Genomic DNA, 17,041 nt, shown 5'->3' on the forward strand with positions numbered 1-17,041 from the left:
CTATTTTATGAAAAAACGACTTCTTAGTGTTGCAGCTGCTGCCTTTTTTGGAGCAATGCTGAATGCACAACAAATCAAATTTGAAGAGTATGATTTACCAAACGGTCTACACGTAATCTTACACCAAGATAATTCTGCACCGGTAGTAACAACAGGTGTAATGTACCATGTAGGAGCAAAAGACGAAGTAGTTGGAAGAACAGGTTTTGCACACTTTTTTGAGCACCTTTTATTTGAAGGAACTCCAAACATTAAAAGAGGAGAATGGTTTAAAATCGTTTCTTCAAATGGTGGACAAAACAACGCAAACACTACAAACGACAGAACATATTACTACGAAACTTTCCCTTCAAACAACGAGCAATTAGGTCTTTGGATGGAATCTGAAAGACTTCGTCATGCGGTAATCAACCAGGTTGGTGTAGATACGCAAAGAGAAGTTGTAAAAGAAGAAAAGAGATTGAGAATGGATAACCAGCCTTATGGAAATCTTTTCACAAACGTACAGAAAAACTTATTTACAAAGCATCCTTATCATTGGTCTACAATTGGATCTATGGATGATTTGAATTCAGCTAAACTAGATGAGTTCCAAGCTTTCTATAAAAAATATTACGTTCCAAACAACGCAACTTTGGTTGTAGCAGGAGATATCAAACCTGAACAAACAAAAAAATGGATTCAGGAATATTACGGAGCAATTCCTAAAGGAACTGTTTATCCTAAAAACTTCCCGAAAGACGAGCCTATCACAAAAGAAAAAGAAGTTACAGCATACGATCCTAACATCCAGCTTCCTGCTTATGTTTTTGCATACAGAACGCCGGGTAACAAAGAAAAGGATGCTTATGTTTTAGATATGCTTTCTTCTTATTTAAGCAACGGAAAGTCTTCAGTTTTATATAAAAAATTGGTAGATCAGGAGAAAAAGGCACTTCAGGTAGCAGCTTTCAACCAAGGTCTTGAAGATTACGGTATTTTTGCATTCTTTGCAATCCCGATGGGATCAACATCAAAGCAGACATTACAGTCAGACATCGATGCTGAGATCAAAAAACTTCAGACGACTTTAATTTCTGACGAAGATTATCAAAAACTTCAGAATCAGTACGAAAATCAGTTTGTAAATGCAAACTCAAGCATTCAGGGAATTGCAGCTTCATTGGCTACAAACCACGTATTGATGGGCGACACAAACTTAATCAACAAGGAAATCGACATCTACAAATCTATCACAAAGCAGGATTTACAGAATGCGGCTAAAAAGTATTTAAATTCTAACCAGAGAATCATCCTTAACTACTTACCTGAAAAAAAGTAATCGTATAAAAACTTCAAGTTTTAAATATGATTATAAATTTTTAAATTTTTTACAATGAAAAAACAATTGACCTATATAGCCGTAGCATTTTTATTCTCAGGAATGCTTTCTGCACAAAAAATTGATATTAACGCAATGCCGAAACCAGGACCAACTCCTGAGATTAACATTGCAAAACCAAAAACTTTTCAGCTTAAAAACGGGATGACCGTAATGGTGGTTGAAAACAACAAATTGCCAAGAGTAAACGTAAGTCTTTCTATGGACAGACAGCCTTATTTTGAAGGCGATGTAACCGGAGTAAGCGAAATCATGGCAGATCAGCTTGGTAACGGAACTACTACTTTAAGCAAGGATGCATTCAACAAAAAAGTAGACTTTTTAGGAGCTAACTTAAACTTCTCTACTGGAGGAGCTTCTTCAAACTCTCTTTCAAAATATTTCCCTGAAGTTTTAGGTTTAATGGCTGATGCAATCATCAATCCTAAATTTTCTGCTGACGAAATTCAGAAATCTAAAGACAGAGCTGTTGAAGGTCTAAAATCTTCAGAGAAGAGTGCAGATGCAATCGCTTCAAGGGTTTCTAACGCATTAGCTTACGGAAAAAACACTTCAAGAGGTGAATTTGAAACAGAACAGTCTATCAACAAAATTCAGTTAGCTGACGTTCAGAATGTGTATAAAAAATATTACGCTCCAGACAATGCTTATTTGGTAATTGTTGGTGATGTAAAATTTGATAAAGTAAAACCAATGGTTGAAAAAGCTTTCAACAATTGGAAAAAAGCTGATACAAAATTCCCAGCTTTAGAGCCTGCTTCAAATGTAGCTAAAACTGAAATCAATGTAGTAGATGTTCCTTCTGCAGTACAATCTGTAGTTTCTGTAGGAAACCTGAACACATTGAAAATGAAAGATCCAAATTACTTCCCTGCAACAATTGCCAACTACATTCTTGGTGGTGGTGGAGAAGCTAGACTTTTCATGAATCTTCGTGAGAAAAACGGATTCACTTATGGAGCTTATTCAGATATGAGCGCAAGCAAATATTCTCCTTCTTTCTCTGCTGAAGCTAGTGTAAGAAACGAGGTTACTGATAAAGCAGTAAAAGAATTCATGAACGAAATCAACGGAATTTCTACTGTAAAAGCTGACGAACTTGCCAATGCTAAAGCTAAATTGAAAGGAAGTTTCATCATGGCATTAGAGCAGCCTGCAACAATTGCAAGATTTGCAGTTAACCAAAAAGTTCAGGATCTTCCGGCTGATTTTTACACTAACTATTTAAAATCTATTGATAAAGTAACTGCAGCTGACGTTTCTAACGCAGTAAAAGCAACTATTTTACCAAACCAAAGCAGAATTTTCATCGCTGGTAAAGCTTCTGAAATTTCTGAAGGATTAGAAAAATTAGGTTACCCTGTAAAATACTATGATGCATATGCAAATCCTGTTGCTAAACCAACAGCACAGAAAGTTGATGCAAGCGTAACTGTAGCTTCTGTTGTTGATAAGTACATTAATGCAATTGGCGGAAAAGCTAATTTGTCAAAAGTGTCTTCATATACAACGAATGCATCAATGTCTATGCAAGGACAAAACCTTGATTTCAAAATTGTTAAAGCTCAAGGTGGAAAAGAACTTCAAACAGTTTCTGCTGGTGGAATGACAGTTCAAAAACAAGTTTTTGATGGAAAAACAGGTTATTCTGAGCAAATGGGACAAAAAGTTCAGATGACTAAAGAAGAAATCGCTGACAACTTAAAAAATACTGAGCTTTTCGAAGAACTAGGTTTTGCTAAATCTGCAGATTACAAATTGACAGGAATTGAAAAAATTAACGGTGAAGATTCTTATGCAATCAAAGCTGGTGATAAAGCTTATTACTATAGCGTAAAAACTGGTCTTAAAACAGGTGAAACTGAAACTGTAAAAGCACAAGGACAAACGTTCACAGTTCCTACTACTTTTGCTGATTACAAAGATGTCGCTGGTGTAAAAATGCCTTATACAATCACAGTTAATCAAATGGGTATGGATATGGTGATGAAAGTAAAATCATACGAATTAAACCAGGCTAAAGATTCTGACTTCAAATAAGAATTAATATATTTTTAATGAAAACGGTAGCAATTGCTGCCGTTTTCTATTTTTAGCTTAAATCTTATTTTGTGGTTCGGTAAAAAAACATTAAATTTGCCCATTCAAAAAGATATTAAAATTAATGGATACTATATTTACACTATTAATGATTCTTATTATGATTGCCAGCGTTTTATTGGTAATCGTTGTTATGGCTCAAAACCCAAAAGGTGGCGGTCTTTCTAGTACATTCGGAGGAGCATCTTCTGCACAGTTTGGAGTACAAAGAACTAATGATTTTATGGAAAAATCAACCTGGACTTTAGGAGCAGTAATCATCGTTCTTATTTTGATAAGCGTTGTTGTGACTGGTAAACCTAAGCAAGCAGCACCGGTAATTCCTCAAGCTCCAACTAAAGAAGCTCCTGCAGGAAAAGCTCCAGCTTCTCAGTCTTCGGCTCCGGTAAGTGTTCCGGCAAATAAATAAGAAATACTTTATTTAAGATAAAATGAAAGCAACTCGATGGAGTTGCTTTTTTTATTTGAGTTTAATCTTTTCTATTTTATGCCTTAGCTTCAAACCTGCTTTCATAAATGAATATTGTAAGGGCTTACTTTCTCTGTAATACTTATCAATAAAAATCTGCATCGCTCCGTAAAATCTTTCGAGGTACACCTCATCTTTCACCGTACTTTCGCCTTTATGATGAAGAATAGAAGCCTTTCCGTAATAGTAATTTTGATAACCGTTATTCAGCAACGTGTAGCACAAATCGATATCTTCGCCGTACATAAAATAGCTTTCGTCTAAACCTCCAACTTTTTCGTAGACACTCTTTTTAACCAAGAAAAATGCTCCGGTAATCACTTCCACTTCTGCGACTCCATATTCATCTACATCATTTCGGTAATATGATTTTGAGTTTTTCTTTTTAAAATTGGTAAATAATTTTTCGAAAGAATTGATCATATCAGGGACCGAACGTTTACTTTCCGGAAGAAAATTCCCATTAGCATCGTGCATTCTTACCCCCAGACAACCAAAATTATTTTTAGAATCAGCAAAATCTAAAATTTCATTTAAATAAAATCCTTCCAATTCTGTGTCCGGATTTAAAATCAAAAGATATTCTCCAGTCGCTGTTTCTATTGCGTTGTTATTAGCTTTAGCAAAACCTCCATTTATTTCAGAAGCAATAAAATTTACTTTTGGAAATTCTGGTATAAGATCACCCCACGAACTGTCTGTAGATTTGTTATCGATCACAATAACTTCATAATCGACTCCATTACTATATTTTTCAATAGAAATCAAACAGTTTCTCAAAAGCTGAGTCACGTTGTAATTAACGATAACGATTGAAAGTTTTTTACTCATTTTTAATCCTTTTCGTTGTATGGAAGTCTGTTGGTAATCGATCTGCCTAAAGAAATTTCGTCTGCATATTCCAGTTCATCGCCTACTGAAATTCCTCTTGCAATAGTTGAAAACTGAACACCCGAATTTTTGAATTTTTTGTAAATATAATAAGCCGTAGTATCACCTTCCATAGTTGCACTTAGAGCAAAGATAAATTCTTTTGCCAAGCCTTGCTGTAGCTTCTTTTCAATACTTGGAATATTCAGTTGATGAGGTCCCACTCCTTCCATTGGAGAAATTTTCCCACCCAAAATAAGATATTTTCCTCGATATTTTCCGGTATTTTCAATGGCGATAACATCTCTTACATCTTCCACAATACAAATCAGCTCATTGCTACGTTTGTCGTTGCTGCAGATTTCACAAATATCAAAATCTGAAAAATTGTGACATTCTTTGCAGTATTTAATTTCATTCACCAGATTGATGATTGAAGTTCCCAAACTTGTCGCTCTGGAATTAGGCTGTTTAAGTAAATGAAGTGCAAGACGCAAAGCGGTTTTCTTACCGATACCCGGAAGTCCAGAAATCTCTTCAACTGCTTTTGCCAATACTTTACTTGGGTAATCCATAGCACAAAAATAAGAATTATAGTTGTAAAATATGATTAGTCAATGCGTATTTACACGATAACTTTGAAGAGCAAAATTTCAATAGCAATCTCGCCTTGTAGAATTATTCATAAATCTGAAAAAACCACTATCTTTGATCATCAAAATATTAAACAGAAATAAACTAAATGGTACTCAACAACCTTAATTATCCGCTGGATTTTAAATTTAAAATCACAACTTTGGCCAGCGATTTCAACATTACAGACAGGCAAGGAAATTACGTAGCTTATGTTCGTCAGAAAATGTTTAAACTAAAAGAAGACGTTATCGTTTTCAATGACGAAAGCAAAACTAAAGAACTTTTCAGAATTCAGGCTAATCAGTGGATTGATTTTAATGCATCTTACTCTATTAAAGATACCATTGGAAAAAATTTCGGTAGACTTGCAAGAAAAGGAATGCGTTCTATTTGGAAATCATCTTACAATGTTTTAGACGAAGCTGATCAACAAAAATTTACCATTACAGAAGATAATGCGTGGGTGAAATTTTTCGACGGAATGGTTGGTGAAATCCCAATTATTGGAATGTTTACCGGATATTTCCTTAACCCGTCTTACACCGTAAAAGGAATGGATGGAAAAGAATATTTTAAGCTAAAGAAAATGCCTTCGATGTTCGGAAGAAGATTCCAGCTTGACAGACTCATTGATATTGATGACGAAGATGAAAGTTTAGTCGTTTTATCTTTATTGATGATGGTTCTACTTGAAAGAGCAAGAGGATAATTAGCTTTTGGCAATTCATTTGTAGTAATATTAAAATTATTCACTTCTGAAAACATTTATAACCTTATTCGGAGCATTGATCATCATTTCTTGTCAAAAAGAAAATGTTATGTTTAATAAAAATATTTTACTTAATATAAATCATGTTAATAAATTAGAAATATTAAGCAGAGACGATAAGTGTGGAGAATGGGGTGGGGACGAAAAACAATTAATAATTTATCGAGATGATTTTAAAAGCCCCTTACTTGCAGATTATTCAGAAAAAACGGGAAATTGTGATAATATACATGAATCAAAAATTACAAAATCTATTAAGCGTATAAAAATTGCTGATGAAGAAAGTAATTTAATTAGCAAAATCATTTATGAGCTTGCTGAAAACAAGATAAACAGAGAACCTATACCCTCTCACAGCGGAATATTTAATCATATAATTCTTAGTGATTCTTCATTTATAATTAATGATTTTCCATCAGTTGAGTTGAAAAATTTTAAAAATTTAATTGATAAAATAGAACCAAAATAACTCTATTAAAGCTCAATTAAAATTTTGCTTAACCATAAATTTAAAAAAATGAAATATTTTATCATTCTCTTTTCAGCCTTAACTTTGGTTGCCTGTAAAAAGGAAAAAGAAACCGTTCCAGATTCAAAACCAACAGACTCTCTGAATATTGTTCAGGATTCTGCGAAAACAGATTCTGCACCTGAGAAAGTTTTAGTTGATGTATTTCCTTTCCCTAAAGAAATCAAAGAATGCTCTTGCTATTTTGCAAAAAACAAAGCAGATTTTGAAAATGAACAATACATTTATGCTGATGATGCTGGAAAAACGGCTTATATGAAACTCGACGGAAAAAGAATTGCTATGAATTTGATTTCTTCAAGCGATATGGAAGCTGGCGAAGACCTAACTAAAGAAATTGAAAATGAGAATTATAAAATCTCTGTAAAAGGTAAAAAAATAAAACACGAAGAAGCTTTGCTTTTTGAAGGTACTTTAACTATTGAAAAACCAGACGGAAGCAAAACCACCATTCCTATTTATGGTGAATGTGGATGTTAAAAGCAATTAGCAATTAGCAATTAGCAATTAGCAATTAGCAATTAGCAATTAGCAATTAGCAATTAGCAAAAATATTGCTCCTGAATTTCGGGAGCATTTTTTATTTCGTAATTTTGATAAAAATAAATTTTTATGGAACTATCCAATATAGAACCGCAGATTATCTGGAAGAATTTCTCCAAATTAAATGCAGTTCCGAGACCGTCAAAAAAAGAAGAAAAAGTAATTGCTTTCATCAAAGAATTTGGTGAAAATTTAGGACTGGAAACTACAGTAGATGAAGTAGGAAATGTGATCATTAAAAAACCGGCTACTCCGGGAATGGAAAACCGTAAATCGATTGTTATGCAGTCGCATTTGGATATGGTTTGCCAGAAAAACAACGATGTAAATTTCGATTTTGAAACTCAAGGAATCCAGATGGAAGTTGACGGAGACTGGGTAAAAGCAAAAGGTACAACTTTAGGTGCAGATAACGGTTTAGGAGTTGCCACTATTATGTCGATTCTTGAAAGTTCAGACATTCCACATCCTGATTTGGAGGCTCTTTTCACGATTGATGAAGAAACAGGAATGACCGGAGCTTTAGGTTTAAAACCTGGACAATTAACCGGACAAATTCTTTTAAATTTAGACACAGAAGAAGATGACGAGATTGACATCGGATGTGCAGGTGGAATTGATGTTACCGTAACCCAAAACTATGCAACAGAAGTATCTAACGGACAAATCGTAAGAATTGAAGTAAAAGGTTTACAAGGTGGTCATTCAGGAATGGATATCCACAAAGGTTTTGGAAATGCCAATATCATCATGGGCAGAATTCTTTACAAAGCTTTGGAAAATCAAAACGTTCAGTTGATTTCAATTGATGGTGGAAGTTTGAGAAATGCAATTCCAAGAGAATCTGTGGCGTTAATTTCTGTGAGAAATGCCGGTGAGTTTATTGAAAATGTAACCAACGGAATTAAAAAAGAAATCTTAGAAGAGTTTGCTTCTGTTGAAGCTCATCTTCAAATTAATATTGAAAACTCTACAAGCTCAGAAAAAGTGCTTTCTGTAGAAGATTCAAAGAAAATTATTTTGGTTTTAAAATCTCTTCACAACGGAGTTTACAGAATGAGCCCGGATGTACAGGATCTGGTAGAATCATCAAACAACGTGGCAAGAGTAGAATTAAAAGAAGGTGGTCTGAAAATTTTAAACCTTTCAAGATCATCTGTTGATTCGTCTAAAGATTCGGTAGCTGAACAATTAAAATCGGTATCAGAATTGGCAGGAATGAATGTAGAATTCAGCGGATCTTACCCAGGATGGAAACCAAAACCAGGTTCTGAAATAGTACAAGTTTTAGAAAAAATCTACACAGAGAAATTTGCAGAAAAACCTCACGTTGTAGCTTGTCATGCAGGTTTAGAGTGTGGAATTATCGGTGCTAATTACCCAGAAATGGAAATGGTAAGTTACGGACCAACCATCAGAGGAGCCCATTCTCCTGATGAGAAGGCAAATATTTCTTCAACACAGAAATTCTGGAGTTTCACGAAAGATATTTTAGCGAATATTCCATTGAAATAAGAATGTAATTTTTATATTAAAAATATCCAAAGTCTTTTGATTTTGGATATTTTTTTTAATCGATTTTGGCTAAAGCCAATCGATGAATTATCTTTTACAAGTGGGCTAAAGCCCACCCCTATTGAATAACAAAAATACGTTCGAATCAAAAATTCACAATATGATGTTATTCAATAGGAACGGGCTTTAGCCCGTTTGTGATAAAAAACATTCCTTTGGCTTTAGCCAAAACTTAAAAAAATAATTTCTAATTTTGAGAAAACAACACAAATGTCTTATCTAAAAATTTATATCCACATTGTCTTTTCAACAAAAAATAGAATTCCATATTTTAGCACATTAGAACAGCATATTAAAGTTTGGAGACATATTAAAGAAAACGCAATAGAAAAACGAATTTTCATGGATGTAGTCAATGGATATTCTGATCATTGTCATTACTTAATTTCTTTAAGCTCAAATCAAAACATTGAAAATATTGTTCAGTTAATAAAAGGTGAGTCTTCTTATTGGATTAATAAAAATTGTTTGACGAAAGAAAAATTTGCATGGCAAGAAGAATATTTTGCCGTTTCTGTTTCAGAATCAATGGTTGAACAAGTTCGAAATTATATTAAAAACCAACATATTCATCATCGGAAGAAAACCTTTGAAGAAGAATATCAAGAGTTTAGAGAAAAATATAATTTTAATTAGATTTTGGCTAATGCCAATTTGAATTTGTTTTTATAGATGGGCCGAAACCCGCCTCTATTGAATTCTAAAAACATAATATAAAAGAACTTAAGAATCTCCACATTTAATTTTGCTTATTTTTGTTTAAACTCATTCCAATGAAAATCACAAACACCCATCAACTCAACCAAGAACAAAAAGAACAGATTCTGCAATTGTGGAATAATGAATATCCTGAAAAATTAGCTTATAAAAGTATCGATGGTTTTGAAAACTATCTTGAAAAGCTTAATGAGTTCGGTCATTTTCTTTTATTGAATGATGATGAGAAAATTCAGGGTTGGGCAATTACATTTGAAAGAGAAAGTGAAACATGGTTTGCGATCATTCTTTCTGAAAACCTTCATGGTAAAGGTTGGGGTACAAAAGTTTTGAATGAATTGAAACAACATAAAAATGAATTGAACGGTTGGGTAATTGACAACAGCAATGATAAAAAACTTAACGGCAGTTTTTATAAATCTCCATTAGAATTTTATATAAAAAACGAATTTGAAGTTTTATCAGAGATCAGACTTGAACTAGAGATCATGTCTGCCGTAAAAATAAAATGGACAAAATAATTAATAATATAACAATGAAAAGTATAACTGTATTCTGCGGATCAAGTTTTGGTTCGGATGATCTATATAAAAAACAAGCAACTTTATTAGGACAAACTTTAGCAAAAGAAAATATCCAACTTATTTATGGAGGTGCCAATGTAGGATTGATGGGAGCTGTAGCAGACGGAGTTTTACAAAAAGGTGGAAAAGCAATTGGAGTCCTCCCCCATTTTTTACAATCAAAAGAAATTGCGCATCAAAATCTTACCGAACTTATTTTGGTAGAAACCATGCACGAAAGAAAAACCAAGATGAATGAACTTTGCGATGGAGTAATCGTTCTTCCCGGAGGTTATGGAACTTTGGAAGAGTTTTTCGAAATGATTACTTGGGCTCAACTGGGACTCCATAAAAAACCAATTGCTATTCTGAATATCGACGGATTTTATGATGATTTAATTAAACTGGTTCAGACAATGGTTGATAAAGGATTTTTAAAACAAATCAATCAGGAAATGCTTTTGGTAAGTGATTCTATTGATGAACTTTTAGAAAAAATGAGCAATTATCAGGCTCCGACCGTTGGGAAATGGATCTCAAAGGAAGAAGTTTAGTACATTTGCAATATTATTTTCACACACCAACAAGAAATGTAATTATGAAAAACATTATTCTGTCTGCAAGTTTATTTGCAAGTCATCTGTTTTTGGCACAATATAATTATCCAAAAACTCCTGAAAACCCAGTTGTTGACGATTATTTTGGAACTAAAATCACAGATAATTACAGATGGCTGGAAGATAGTAAAAGCCCTGAAGTAGAAAAATGGTTCAAATCTCAATCAGATTTTAGCCATAGCGTGATTAATAAAATTCCGCATCGTGAAGATCTTTATAAGCGCATGAAAGAAGTATAGGAAATGAACAGCGATTCTTTTGGCGGGATATTGGACAGACAAAACACTTATTTTTATACCAAAACAAAAAAGGGCGAAAATCTTTCGAAACTTTATTCAAGAGATCTTTCTACAGGAAAAGAGACATTGGTTTTTGATCCTGAAACTCTTGGAAAAAATACACAAATCACCAATTTCATAGTTGATTCTAGAGCTAAGAAAATGGCTATTTTATTATCAAAATCAGGAGGTGAAATTTGTGATTTAAGAATTTTAGATCTTACGACCAAGAAATTTCTAAAGGATGAAATTGGTCCTATCTGGAGTGAGTTTACATTTGAATTTACACCAGATGACAAAGCTATCATTTATACCAAAATGAGCACTGCAGATCCGAACAGTAATATGCTTTTAAAGGATATGAAAGCAATGTTGCATGTTATTGGAACCGATACAAAAACCGATAAAATATTAGCATCAAGAGAAAATTATCCTGAATTGAATGCTTTAACCGAGCAATTTACGAGTATTGGTTTTACTGATGATTATAAATATCTTGTTTTAAGATTAAGCTCTACAAAATTAGAAAACCCCTTTTTTGTTGCACCTTATTCCGAATTAAAAAATAAAAAAATTAAGTGGAGACAGATTGTAAAGCCTTCGGATGATATTACCGATGTATTTATTTCAGGTGACAAACTGTTTCTTCTCACTCATAAAGATGCTCCTAATTATAAAATCATCTTAACAAGCTTATCAAATCCTGATTTTAATAATGCAAAAGTGGTGGTTCCTGAAAGTACAGACGGTGTAATTAGCAGTATCCATAATTCTAAAAACTATCTTTATTATTCATTAGGAAATGGAATTATCAGAGATAAATATCAGGTAAATATTAATACTCTTGAGGGGAAAAAAATTAATTTTCCGACCGGAATAAATGGTTCATTATCAATTAACCAACGTGAAAATGATAACATTTTCTGTAGTAATGTTAATTGGCTTACTCCATTAACGGCCTATGAATACAATCCTGAAAAAGGAAATCCCGTAAAAAGTAAATTTATTAATTCCGAAAGCAATTATCCTGATTATAATAAACTTTATACTGTAAAAGAAGTTGAAATAAAAAGCCACGATGGTGTAATGGTTCCACTCTCTATTATTTACCCTAAAAATATGAAAATGGATGGTAGCAATCCAGCTTATATAACAGGTTATGGTGGTTACGGAATTTCTTATGAGCCTCGTTTCTCAACGAGACTTTCCGTTTTGCTAGAACAAGGAGTTGTTATTGCCATTGCTCACGTAAGAGGCGGTGGTGAAAAAGGCGAAAAATGGCATGAGGAAGGCATGAAAGCTACAAAACCCAATACCTGGAAAGATTTTATTGCTTGCTCGGAATATTTGGTTGATCAAAAATATACTTCTCCTTCAAAACTAATCGGAAACGGTGCAAGTGCAGGTGGAATTCTTATTGGAAGAGCGATTACTGAAAGACCTGATCTTTTTACCGTTGCAATTGCAGAAGTCGGGATGACTAATACGTTACGATCTGAAACTACCGCAAACGGGCCTAATCAAATTCCGGAAATTGGATCTATTAAAAATGAAGAAGACACAAAGCATTTAATTGAAATGGATGCTCAAAGCAAGGTAAAAAAAGGTGGAAAATATCCCGCAGTAATTGTACGTGTCGGTATGAATGATTCCAGAGTTGTTCCTTGGATGCCTGGAAAATTTGCGGGAATTTTACAAAATAATTCAGCTTCAGGAAAACCTACCTTATTGTATGCAAACTATGATAATGGGCATTTTACAAGTGATTTTGATGTTGTTTTTAAAGAATATGCAGATATTTATTCATTTGCATTATGGCAAGTGGGACATCCGAATTTTCAGCCTACGAAAAATTAAAATAAAGTTCCTTTAAAAAATTACCAATGTAAATATTCATCTAAATAATCAAAAAAATAGCTAAATTTGATTTAAAATATTAAAAATTATGAATTTAGAAGCTCGTAAAATATTGCTTGTTCAGGAATTTCTAAGGATTGATAATGAAAAAATGATCAGTACTCTGGAAAATCTACTTCATAAAATTAAATCTGAAAATTTTGATAAAAATTTAAAGCCTATGTCTTTAGAGCAGTTTAATAATGAAATTGATAAAGCAATTAACGATGAAGCTAATGAAAGAATAATTAATGCAAAAGATTTAAAAAGTAAAATCCAAAAATGGGATTAGAAATTTTCTGGACGCAATTTGCAGAAGATAAATTATATGATATTTTTCAATATTATAAATTCAAGGCAGGAATTAAAATTGCAAAGAAAATTATTAATGAAATTGTTGATAAAACTTTAATTTTAGAGCAGAATAACAAGGCTGGACAAATAGAAGAATTATTAATCGAAAGAAAACAAGACTTTAGATATCTTGTTTCTGGAAATTATAAAATTATTTATTACATCAACGTAAAAACAAATAAAGTTATTATCGCAAATGTCTTTGATTCAAGACAAAATCCGTTAAAATTAAAGGAAACAAAATAACTTTAGTTAAAAACCAAAAAACTCCTGAAGAAAAATCTTCAGGAGTTTTTTTATGTTGTTTAAAATTTCTTTAAGGATAAGGAGCAATTGCTACAGCCAGACCTTCCATCGAAGGAACCATATGCAATTGACAACCCAATCGACTGTTGCTTTCCACATGAAAAGCTTCGCCCAACATTGCATCTTCTTCATCGCCCATTGGCTCAAGTCCTGGATCTTCCAATACATAAACCTGACATGAAGCGCACATTGCCATTCCGCCACAAACTCCGATCGTGCCTTCTTCTGCCAATTCATAAGAACGGATAATTTCCATTAAGTTCATGGACATATCCGTTGGAGCAACCACTTCGTGAGTAACACCTTCTCTATCGGTGATTTTTATATTTATATCGCTCATTTTAATAAATGTTGTTAGTTGATGGTTGATAGTTGATGGTTTTCAGAAATGTATTAACTAACAACCGACAACCAGAAACTAAAAATCAAATTAATCTATTTTCTTTACAACAGCTTTCTCAGCTTCTTTTCTACTTCCGTCGAAACCATCTACTCCACTTACGGTTGTATATTTTAAAACGAATTTTTTACCAGGATTTAGTCTGTTATAAACACTCTGACACATCAAAGTCGCCTCATGGAAACCACAAAGAATTAATTTTAATTTTCCAGGATACGTGTTGATATCACCAATTGCATAAATCCCGTCAATATTGGTTTGATAGTCTAAAGCATTGTTTACTACGATTGCATTTTTCTCGATATTCAATCCCCAGTTTCCGATTTCGCCCAATTTTGGCGTCAATCCGAATAATGGAATAAAATAATCAGTTTCAATATCGTAAGGATCTTGTCCATCAACTGCTACAGTAATTGCTTCTACTTTTCCATCACCTTTAATTGCGGTAACTTCAGCAGGAGTAATCAATTTAATTTTACCTTGATTTTTTAAATCCTGAACTTTTTCTACAGAATCTAAAGCTCCTCTGAACTCATTTCTTCTGTGAATTAATGTCACTTCACTTGCAACATTTGATAAGAAAACACTCCAGTCTAAGGCAGAATCTCCACCTCCGGCAATAACTACTTTTTTATTTCTGAAATGTTCTGGCTCTTTAACGAAATATTCAAGACCTTTTTCTTCATAATCTGCAACATTATCCATTGTAGGTTTTCTAGGCTCAAAAGTTCCTAAACCTCCTGCAATAGCAATAGCTTTACACCTGTGAACTGTTCCTTTGTTGGTAACCACTTCAAACCACTCATCATCCACTTTTGTGTAAGAAACCGCAGTTTCTCCTAAAGTGAATCCTGGTTGAAACTGTTTGATCTGCTCCATTAAATTATCTACCAATTCACCAGCATTTACAGATGGATAACCCGGAATATCGAAAATCGGTTTTTTAGGATACAATTCTGCCAACTGACCTCCCGGTTGAGGAAGTGCATCGATAATGTGACATTTCATTTTTAAAAGACCTGCTTCAAACACGGCAAAAAGTCCCGTAGGTCCTGCTCCGATAATCAATATATCTGTAGTGATCATAATATGATGATAATTTAATAATTAATAGCAGCAAATTTACTAATTTTAATGCGAAGCATATTTAATTATACTCAAATAAAAAACTGAGATTTATCAAAAAGACACAAAAAGCTGATAATGAAAAAATTGGCAGTGTTTTTGCAAAATTTATATTATGAAGAAGATACTCCACATTATTACCATATTCGCTTTCTTTTTAGGTTATTCTCAATTGACCAATGTAGCCGATGGCGAATCGATCTCCTTAAGAATACATTACGGATTTCTAAATGCCGGAACAGCAAATCTCACCACCCAAAAAGTCAATTACAGAGGAACTCCACATTTATATGTAAAAGGAACCGGACAAACGACAGGAGCGGTGAAAGCTTTTTTTAAAGTTGAAGATTTATATGAAAGTTATATTAATATCAATACAGAATTACCTAGTTTTTATGTAAGAAATGTAAAAGAAGGTAGTTATACACAACATTTACAAACCGTTTTTAATCATGATAATCAAACATTGATTTTGACAGATAAAAAAACTCCTGCAAATGGTTCAAAGCTTATAAAATCTGTAAAAGGCGTACAAGACATGCTCTCATGTTTTTATTATCTGAGAAGTAAAACGCCCGCAGAGCTAAAAGTAGGAACCATTATTAATATGAATGTCTGGATTGATGATGAAATGTTTCCTTTTCAGCTTAAAGTAACCGGAACCGAGAATTTAAAGACAAAATTCGGAACTATTAATGCTTTAAAAATTATTCCTTCGGTAAAAAGTGGTAGGGTTTTTAAAGAAAAAGAAGGCGTAACGATGTGGGTAAGTAATGACTACAATCACATTCCTTTGTTGCTGAAAGCCGAATTGGCGGTTGGTTCTTTAAAAGCAAGTATTGATGATTACAAGAATGTAAGGTTTCCGTTAAAGTTTACGAAATAAAAAAAGCCTCCGGAGTTTCCAGAGGCTTATCAACCTAAATTAACATACTTGCGAAATTACTTTCCCAGGTATTTATGAAAAACTTTCCCTTTGCGTATTATACAAACCTTTTAACTTTGTAAATATCACTTAGGGTTTTATCATTTGTGTTTTTATAACTATTTTGATTGATTTTTAAGGCATCTTTTACAGAGCTTTTCAGCTCTGCAATGATGACACTTAGGTTAATCAATTGTGTTTACAAACAGTTTTGGTTTTACTTTTTAGTATCGTTTTGCAGAGCTTTTCAGCTCTGCAATCAGACACTTTTTCTTTTCTCATCATGTATGTTTTCAAACCAACTTCAAAATTTAAAATTCTCTTATCGACATATTTTAAAATCCTGAACTTACTTTAGATTAATGTCTCAAAAAAATTACCTTTAAAGAAATTCTTTTACGTCCATCTTTCATAGTGTAAAAATAGAAAGATATAAGGCTATCTTCACAATATTTCTTGTAGATGTAGTTCGACCTAGTTGTAGATATTTATCTACAAATCATCACATGGAATAACAATGAATATAATCGACAAGTCTTCAGTGAATAAATCTTTAAAATAGATAGTAATAAGTTGAGTAAATAAAAAATCCTCCGTAAAATTCCGGAGGATTACCAACCTAAATTAACATGCTTTTGAAATCATTTTCTAGGGAGTAATATGGAAAAACTTCCCCCCAGTGCATATTACTTTTTTTTCCAATTCCGCAATTAGTTACGGCTTTATCATTTGTGTTTTTATCAATATCTTTATTGATTATAAGGCATCTTTTACAGAGCTTTTCAGCTCTGCAATGATGACACTTAGGTTAATCAATTGTGTTTATAGTTTAATAAATTTGGTTTTACTTTTTAGTATCTTTTCGCAGAGCCTTTCAGCTCCGCAATCAGACACTTATTCTTTTTTTCACCATCTATGTTTTCAAACAAGTTCAAAATTTAAAATTCATTTTATTGAATTTAAAAAATCTAAACTTACTTTTTGATTA

At 33.0% G+C, this 17,041-nt stretch carries 18 protein-coding genes and 1 pseudogene; 15 read left to right on the forward strand and 4 right to left on the reverse strand.

Annotated features, from left to right (window positions below; all coding sequences use genetic code 11):
• The first annotated feature begins 7 nt into the window (after positions 1–7).
• The 3 genes from BUR17_RS08860 to secG all read left to right on the forward strand — a co-directional run bounded on the left by BUR17_RS08860 (position 8) and on the right by secG (position 3,890).
• Positions 8–1,321, forward strand: coding sequence for a M16 family metallopeptidase (locus BUR17_RS08860; RefSeq protein ID WP_074229934.1), 1,314 nt, complete (start codon positions 8–10; stop codon positions 1,319–1,321).
• A 54-nt stretch (positions 1,322–1,375) separates the two neighbouring features.
• On the forward strand, positions 1,376–3,421 hold the full coding sequence (locus tag BUR17_RS08865; RefSeq protein ID WP_074229935.1) for a M16 family metallopeptidase: 2,046 nt from the start codon (positions 1,376–1,378) through the stop codon (positions 3,419–3,421).
• 124 nt (positions 3,422–3,545) lie between these two features.
• The gene (secG, locus tag BUR17_RS08870; protein ID WP_074229936.1) at positions 3,546–3,890 is read left to right on the forward strand and encodes a preprotein translocase subunit SecG; all 345 of its coding nucleotides are present in this window, start codon (positions 3,546–3,548) and stop codon (positions 3,888–3,890) included.
• A gap of 51 nt (positions 3,891–3,941) precedes the next feature.
• Here the strand turns inward: secG and BUR17_RS08875 are convergent, their stop codons facing one another.
• Positions 3,942–4,781: a glycosyltransferase family 2 protein gene (locus BUR17_RS08875; protein WP_074229937.1), complete on the reverse strand. Its 840-nt coding sequence runs from the start codon at positions 4,779–4,781 to the stop codon at positions 3,942–3,944.
• A gap of 2 nt (positions 4,782–4,783) precedes the next feature.
• Positions 4,784–5,395, reverse strand: a complete 612-nt coding sequence (recR, locus tag BUR17_RS08880) for a recombination mediator RecR (protein WP_074229938.1) — start codon at positions 5,393–5,395, stop codon at positions 4,784–4,786.
• 167 nt (positions 5,396–5,562) lie between these two features.
• Here recR and BUR17_RS08885 point away from each other — a divergent pair, with 167 nt between their 5' ends.
• The 11 genes and pseudogenes from BUR17_RS08885 to BUR17_RS08930 all read left to right on the forward strand — a co-directional run bounded on the left by BUR17_RS08885 (position 5,563) and on the right by BUR17_RS08930 (position 13,543).
• On the forward strand, positions 5,563–6,165 hold the full coding sequence (locus BUR17_RS08885) for an LURP-one-related/scramblase family protein (protein ID WP_074229939.1): 603 nt from the start codon (positions 5,563–5,565) through the stop codon (positions 6,163–6,165).
• 109 nt (positions 6,166–6,274) lie between these two features.
• Entirely contained in the window at positions 6,275–6,694 is a 420-nt protein-coding gene (locus tag BUR17_RS08890) for a hypothetical protein (RefSeq protein ID WP_143747549.1), read from the forward strand.
• Between the two features lie 48 nt (positions 6,695–6,742).
• Positions 6,743–7,234: a hypothetical protein gene (locus BUR17_RS08895; RefSeq protein ID WP_074229941.1), complete on the forward strand. Its 492-nt coding sequence runs from the start codon at positions 6,743–6,745 to the stop codon at positions 7,232–7,234.
• Positions 7,235–7,366: 132 nt separating this feature from the next.
• On the forward strand, positions 7,367–8,812 hold the full coding sequence (locus tag BUR17_RS08900; RefSeq protein ID WP_074229942.1) for an aminoacyl-histidine dipeptidase: 1,446 nt from the start codon (positions 7,367–7,369) through the stop codon (positions 8,810–8,812).
• A 270-nt stretch (positions 8,813–9,082) separates the two neighbouring features.
• Positions 9,083–9,508: a transposase gene (locus BUR17_RS08905; protein ID WP_074229943.1), complete on the forward strand. Its 426-nt coding sequence runs from the start codon at positions 9,083–9,085 to the stop codon at positions 9,506–9,508.
• 137 nt (positions 9,509–9,645) lie between these two features.
• The gene (locus tag BUR17_RS08910; protein WP_074229944.1) at positions 9,646–10,110 is read left to right on the forward strand and encodes a GNAT family N-acetyltransferase; all 465 of its coding nucleotides are present in this window, start codon (positions 9,646–9,648) and stop codon (positions 10,108–10,110) included.
• Between the two features lie 14 nt (positions 10,111–10,124).
• Positions 10,125–10,706: an LOG family protein gene (locus BUR17_RS08915; protein WP_185116688.1), complete on the forward strand. Its 582-nt coding sequence runs from the start codon at positions 10,125–10,127 to the stop codon at positions 10,704–10,706.
• Between the two features lie 44 nt (positions 10,707–10,750).
• Positions 10,751–11,977 (forward strand): annotated as a pseudogene (locus BUR17_RS20980) (prolyl oligopeptidase family serine peptidase); the annotation flags it as partial.
• Positions 11,978–12,172: 195 nt separating this feature from the next.
• A complete protein-coding gene (locus BUR17_RS20985) occupies positions 12,173–12,904 on the forward strand; it encodes a prolyl oligopeptidase family serine peptidase (RefSeq protein WP_228418679.1) in 732 nt (243 codons plus the stop codon).
• An 88-nt stretch (positions 12,905–12,992) separates the two neighbouring features.
• A complete protein-coding gene (locus tag BUR17_RS08925) occupies positions 12,993–13,235 on the forward strand; it encodes a hypothetical protein (RefSeq protein WP_074229946.1) in 243 nt (80 codons plus the stop codon).
• On the forward strand, positions 13,226–13,543 hold the full coding sequence (locus tag BUR17_RS08930) for a type II toxin-antitoxin system RelE/ParE family toxin (RefSeq protein ID WP_074229947.1): 318 nt from the start codon (positions 13,226–13,228) through the stop codon (positions 13,541–13,543). The genes BUR17_RS08925 and BUR17_RS08930 overlap by 10 nt, the downstream gene beginning before the upstream one ends.
• Before the next feature lie 70 nt (positions 13,544–13,613).
• Here the strand turns inward: BUR17_RS08930 and BUR17_RS08935 are convergent, their stop codons facing one another.
• Together BUR17_RS08935 and BUR17_RS08940 are read right to left on the reverse strand one after the other, a co-directional pair.
• Complete coding sequence (locus BUR17_RS08935; RefSeq protein ID WP_074229948.1) at positions 13,614–13,943, reverse strand: 2Fe-2S iron-sulfur cluster-binding family protein; 330 nt, start codon at positions 13,941–13,943, stop codon at positions 13,614–13,616.
• 90 nt (positions 13,944–14,033) lie between these two features.
• Positions 14,034–15,089 carry an NAD(P)/FAD-dependent oxidoreductase gene (locus BUR17_RS08940; RefSeq protein ID WP_072952612.1) on the reverse strand — a complete coding sequence of 352 codons (1,056 nt, stop codon included), beginning with the start codon at positions 15,087–15,089 and terminating at the stop codon, positions 14,034–14,036.
• Positions 15,090–15,243: 154 nt separating this feature from the next.
• Between BUR17_RS08940 and BUR17_RS08945 the strand changes: the two genes are divergently transcribed.
• The gene (locus BUR17_RS08945) at positions 15,244–16,014 is read left to right on the forward strand and encodes a DUF3108 domain-containing protein (protein ID WP_074229949.1); all 771 of its coding nucleotides are present in this window, start codon (positions 15,244–15,246) and stop codon (positions 16,012–16,014) included.
• Positions 16,015–17,041: the final 1,027 nt, after the last annotated feature.

Origin of the sequence: Chryseobacterium scophthalmum, from assembly GCF_900143185.1 — a bacterium.
GTDB lineage: Bacteria > Bacteroidota > Bacteroidia > Flavobacteriales > Weeksellaceae > Chryseobacterium > Chryseobacterium scophthalmum.

What these genes read in the sequence shown, in the direction of transcription:
- BUR17_RS08925 (WP_074229946.1), top strand. Translation starts at nt 12,993, where the DNA reads ATGAATTTAGAAGCTCGTAAAATATTGCTTGTTCAGGAATTTCTAAGG.
- BUR17_RS08905 (WP_074229943.1), top strand. Translation starts at nt 9,083, where the DNA reads ATGTCTTATCTAAAAATTTATATCCACATTGTCTTTTCAACAAAAAAT.
- BUR17_RS08935 (WP_074229948.1), bottom strand. Translation starts at nt 13,943, where the DNA reads ATGAGCGATATAAATATAAAAATCACCGATAGAGAAGGTGTTACTCAC.
- secG (WP_074229936.1), top strand. Translation starts at nt 3,546, where the DNA reads ATGGATACTATATTTACACTATTAATGATTCTTATTATGATTGCCAGC.
- BUR17_RS08945 (WP_074229949.1), top strand. Translation starts at nt 15,244, where the DNA reads ATGAAGAAGATACTCCACATTATTACCATATTCGCTTTCTTTTTAGGT.
- recR (WP_074229938.1), bottom strand. Translation starts at nt 5,395, where the DNA reads ATGGATTACCCAAGTAAAGTATTGGCAAAAGCAGTTGAAGAGATTTCT.
- BUR17_RS20985 (WP_228418679.1), top strand. Translation starts at nt 12,173, where the DNA reads ATGGATGGTAGCAATCCAGCTTATATAACAGGTTATGGTGGTTACGGA.
- BUR17_RS08940 (WP_072952612.1), bottom strand. Translation starts at nt 15,089, where the DNA reads ATGATCACTACAGATATATTGATTATCGGAGCAGGACCTACGGGACTT.
- BUR17_RS08890 (WP_143747549.1), top strand. Translation starts at nt 6,275, where the DNA reads ATGTTTAATAAAAATATTTTACTTAATATAAATCATGTTAATAAATTA.
- BUR17_RS08885 (WP_074229939.1), top strand. Translation starts at nt 5,563, where the DNA reads ATGGTACTCAACAACCTTAATTATCCGCTGGATTTTAAATTTAAAATC.
- BUR17_RS08910 (WP_074229944.1), top strand. Translation starts at nt 9,646, where the DNA reads ATGAAAATCACAAACACCCATCAACTCAACCAAGAACAAAAAGAACAG.
- BUR17_RS08930 (WP_074229947.1), top strand. Translation starts at nt 13,226, where the DNA reads ATGGGATTAGAAATTTTCTGGACGCAATTTGCAGAAGATAAATTATAT.
- BUR17_RS08860 (WP_074229934.1), top strand. Translation starts at nt 8, where the DNA reads ATGAAAAAACGACTTCTTAGTGTTGCAGCTGCTGCCTTTTTTGGAGCA.
- BUR17_RS08900 (WP_074229942.1), top strand. Translation starts at nt 7,367, where the DNA reads ATGGAACTATCCAATATAGAACCGCAGATTATCTGGAAGAATTTCTCC.
- BUR17_RS08895 (WP_074229941.1), top strand. Translation starts at nt 6,743, where the DNA reads ATGAAATATTTTATCATTCTCTTTTCAGCCTTAACTTTGGTTGCCTGT.
- BUR17_RS08875 (WP_074229937.1), bottom strand. Translation starts at nt 4,781, where the DNA reads ATGAGTAAAAAACTTTCAATCGTTATCGTTAATTACAACGTGACTCAG.
- BUR17_RS08865 (WP_074229935.1), top strand. Translation starts at nt 1,376, where the DNA reads ATGAAAAAACAATTGACCTATATAGCCGTAGCATTTTTATTCTCAGGA.
- BUR17_RS08915 (WP_185116688.1), top strand. Translation starts at nt 10,125, where the DNA reads ATGAAAAGTATAACTGTATTCTGCGGATCAAGTTTTGGTTCGGATGAT.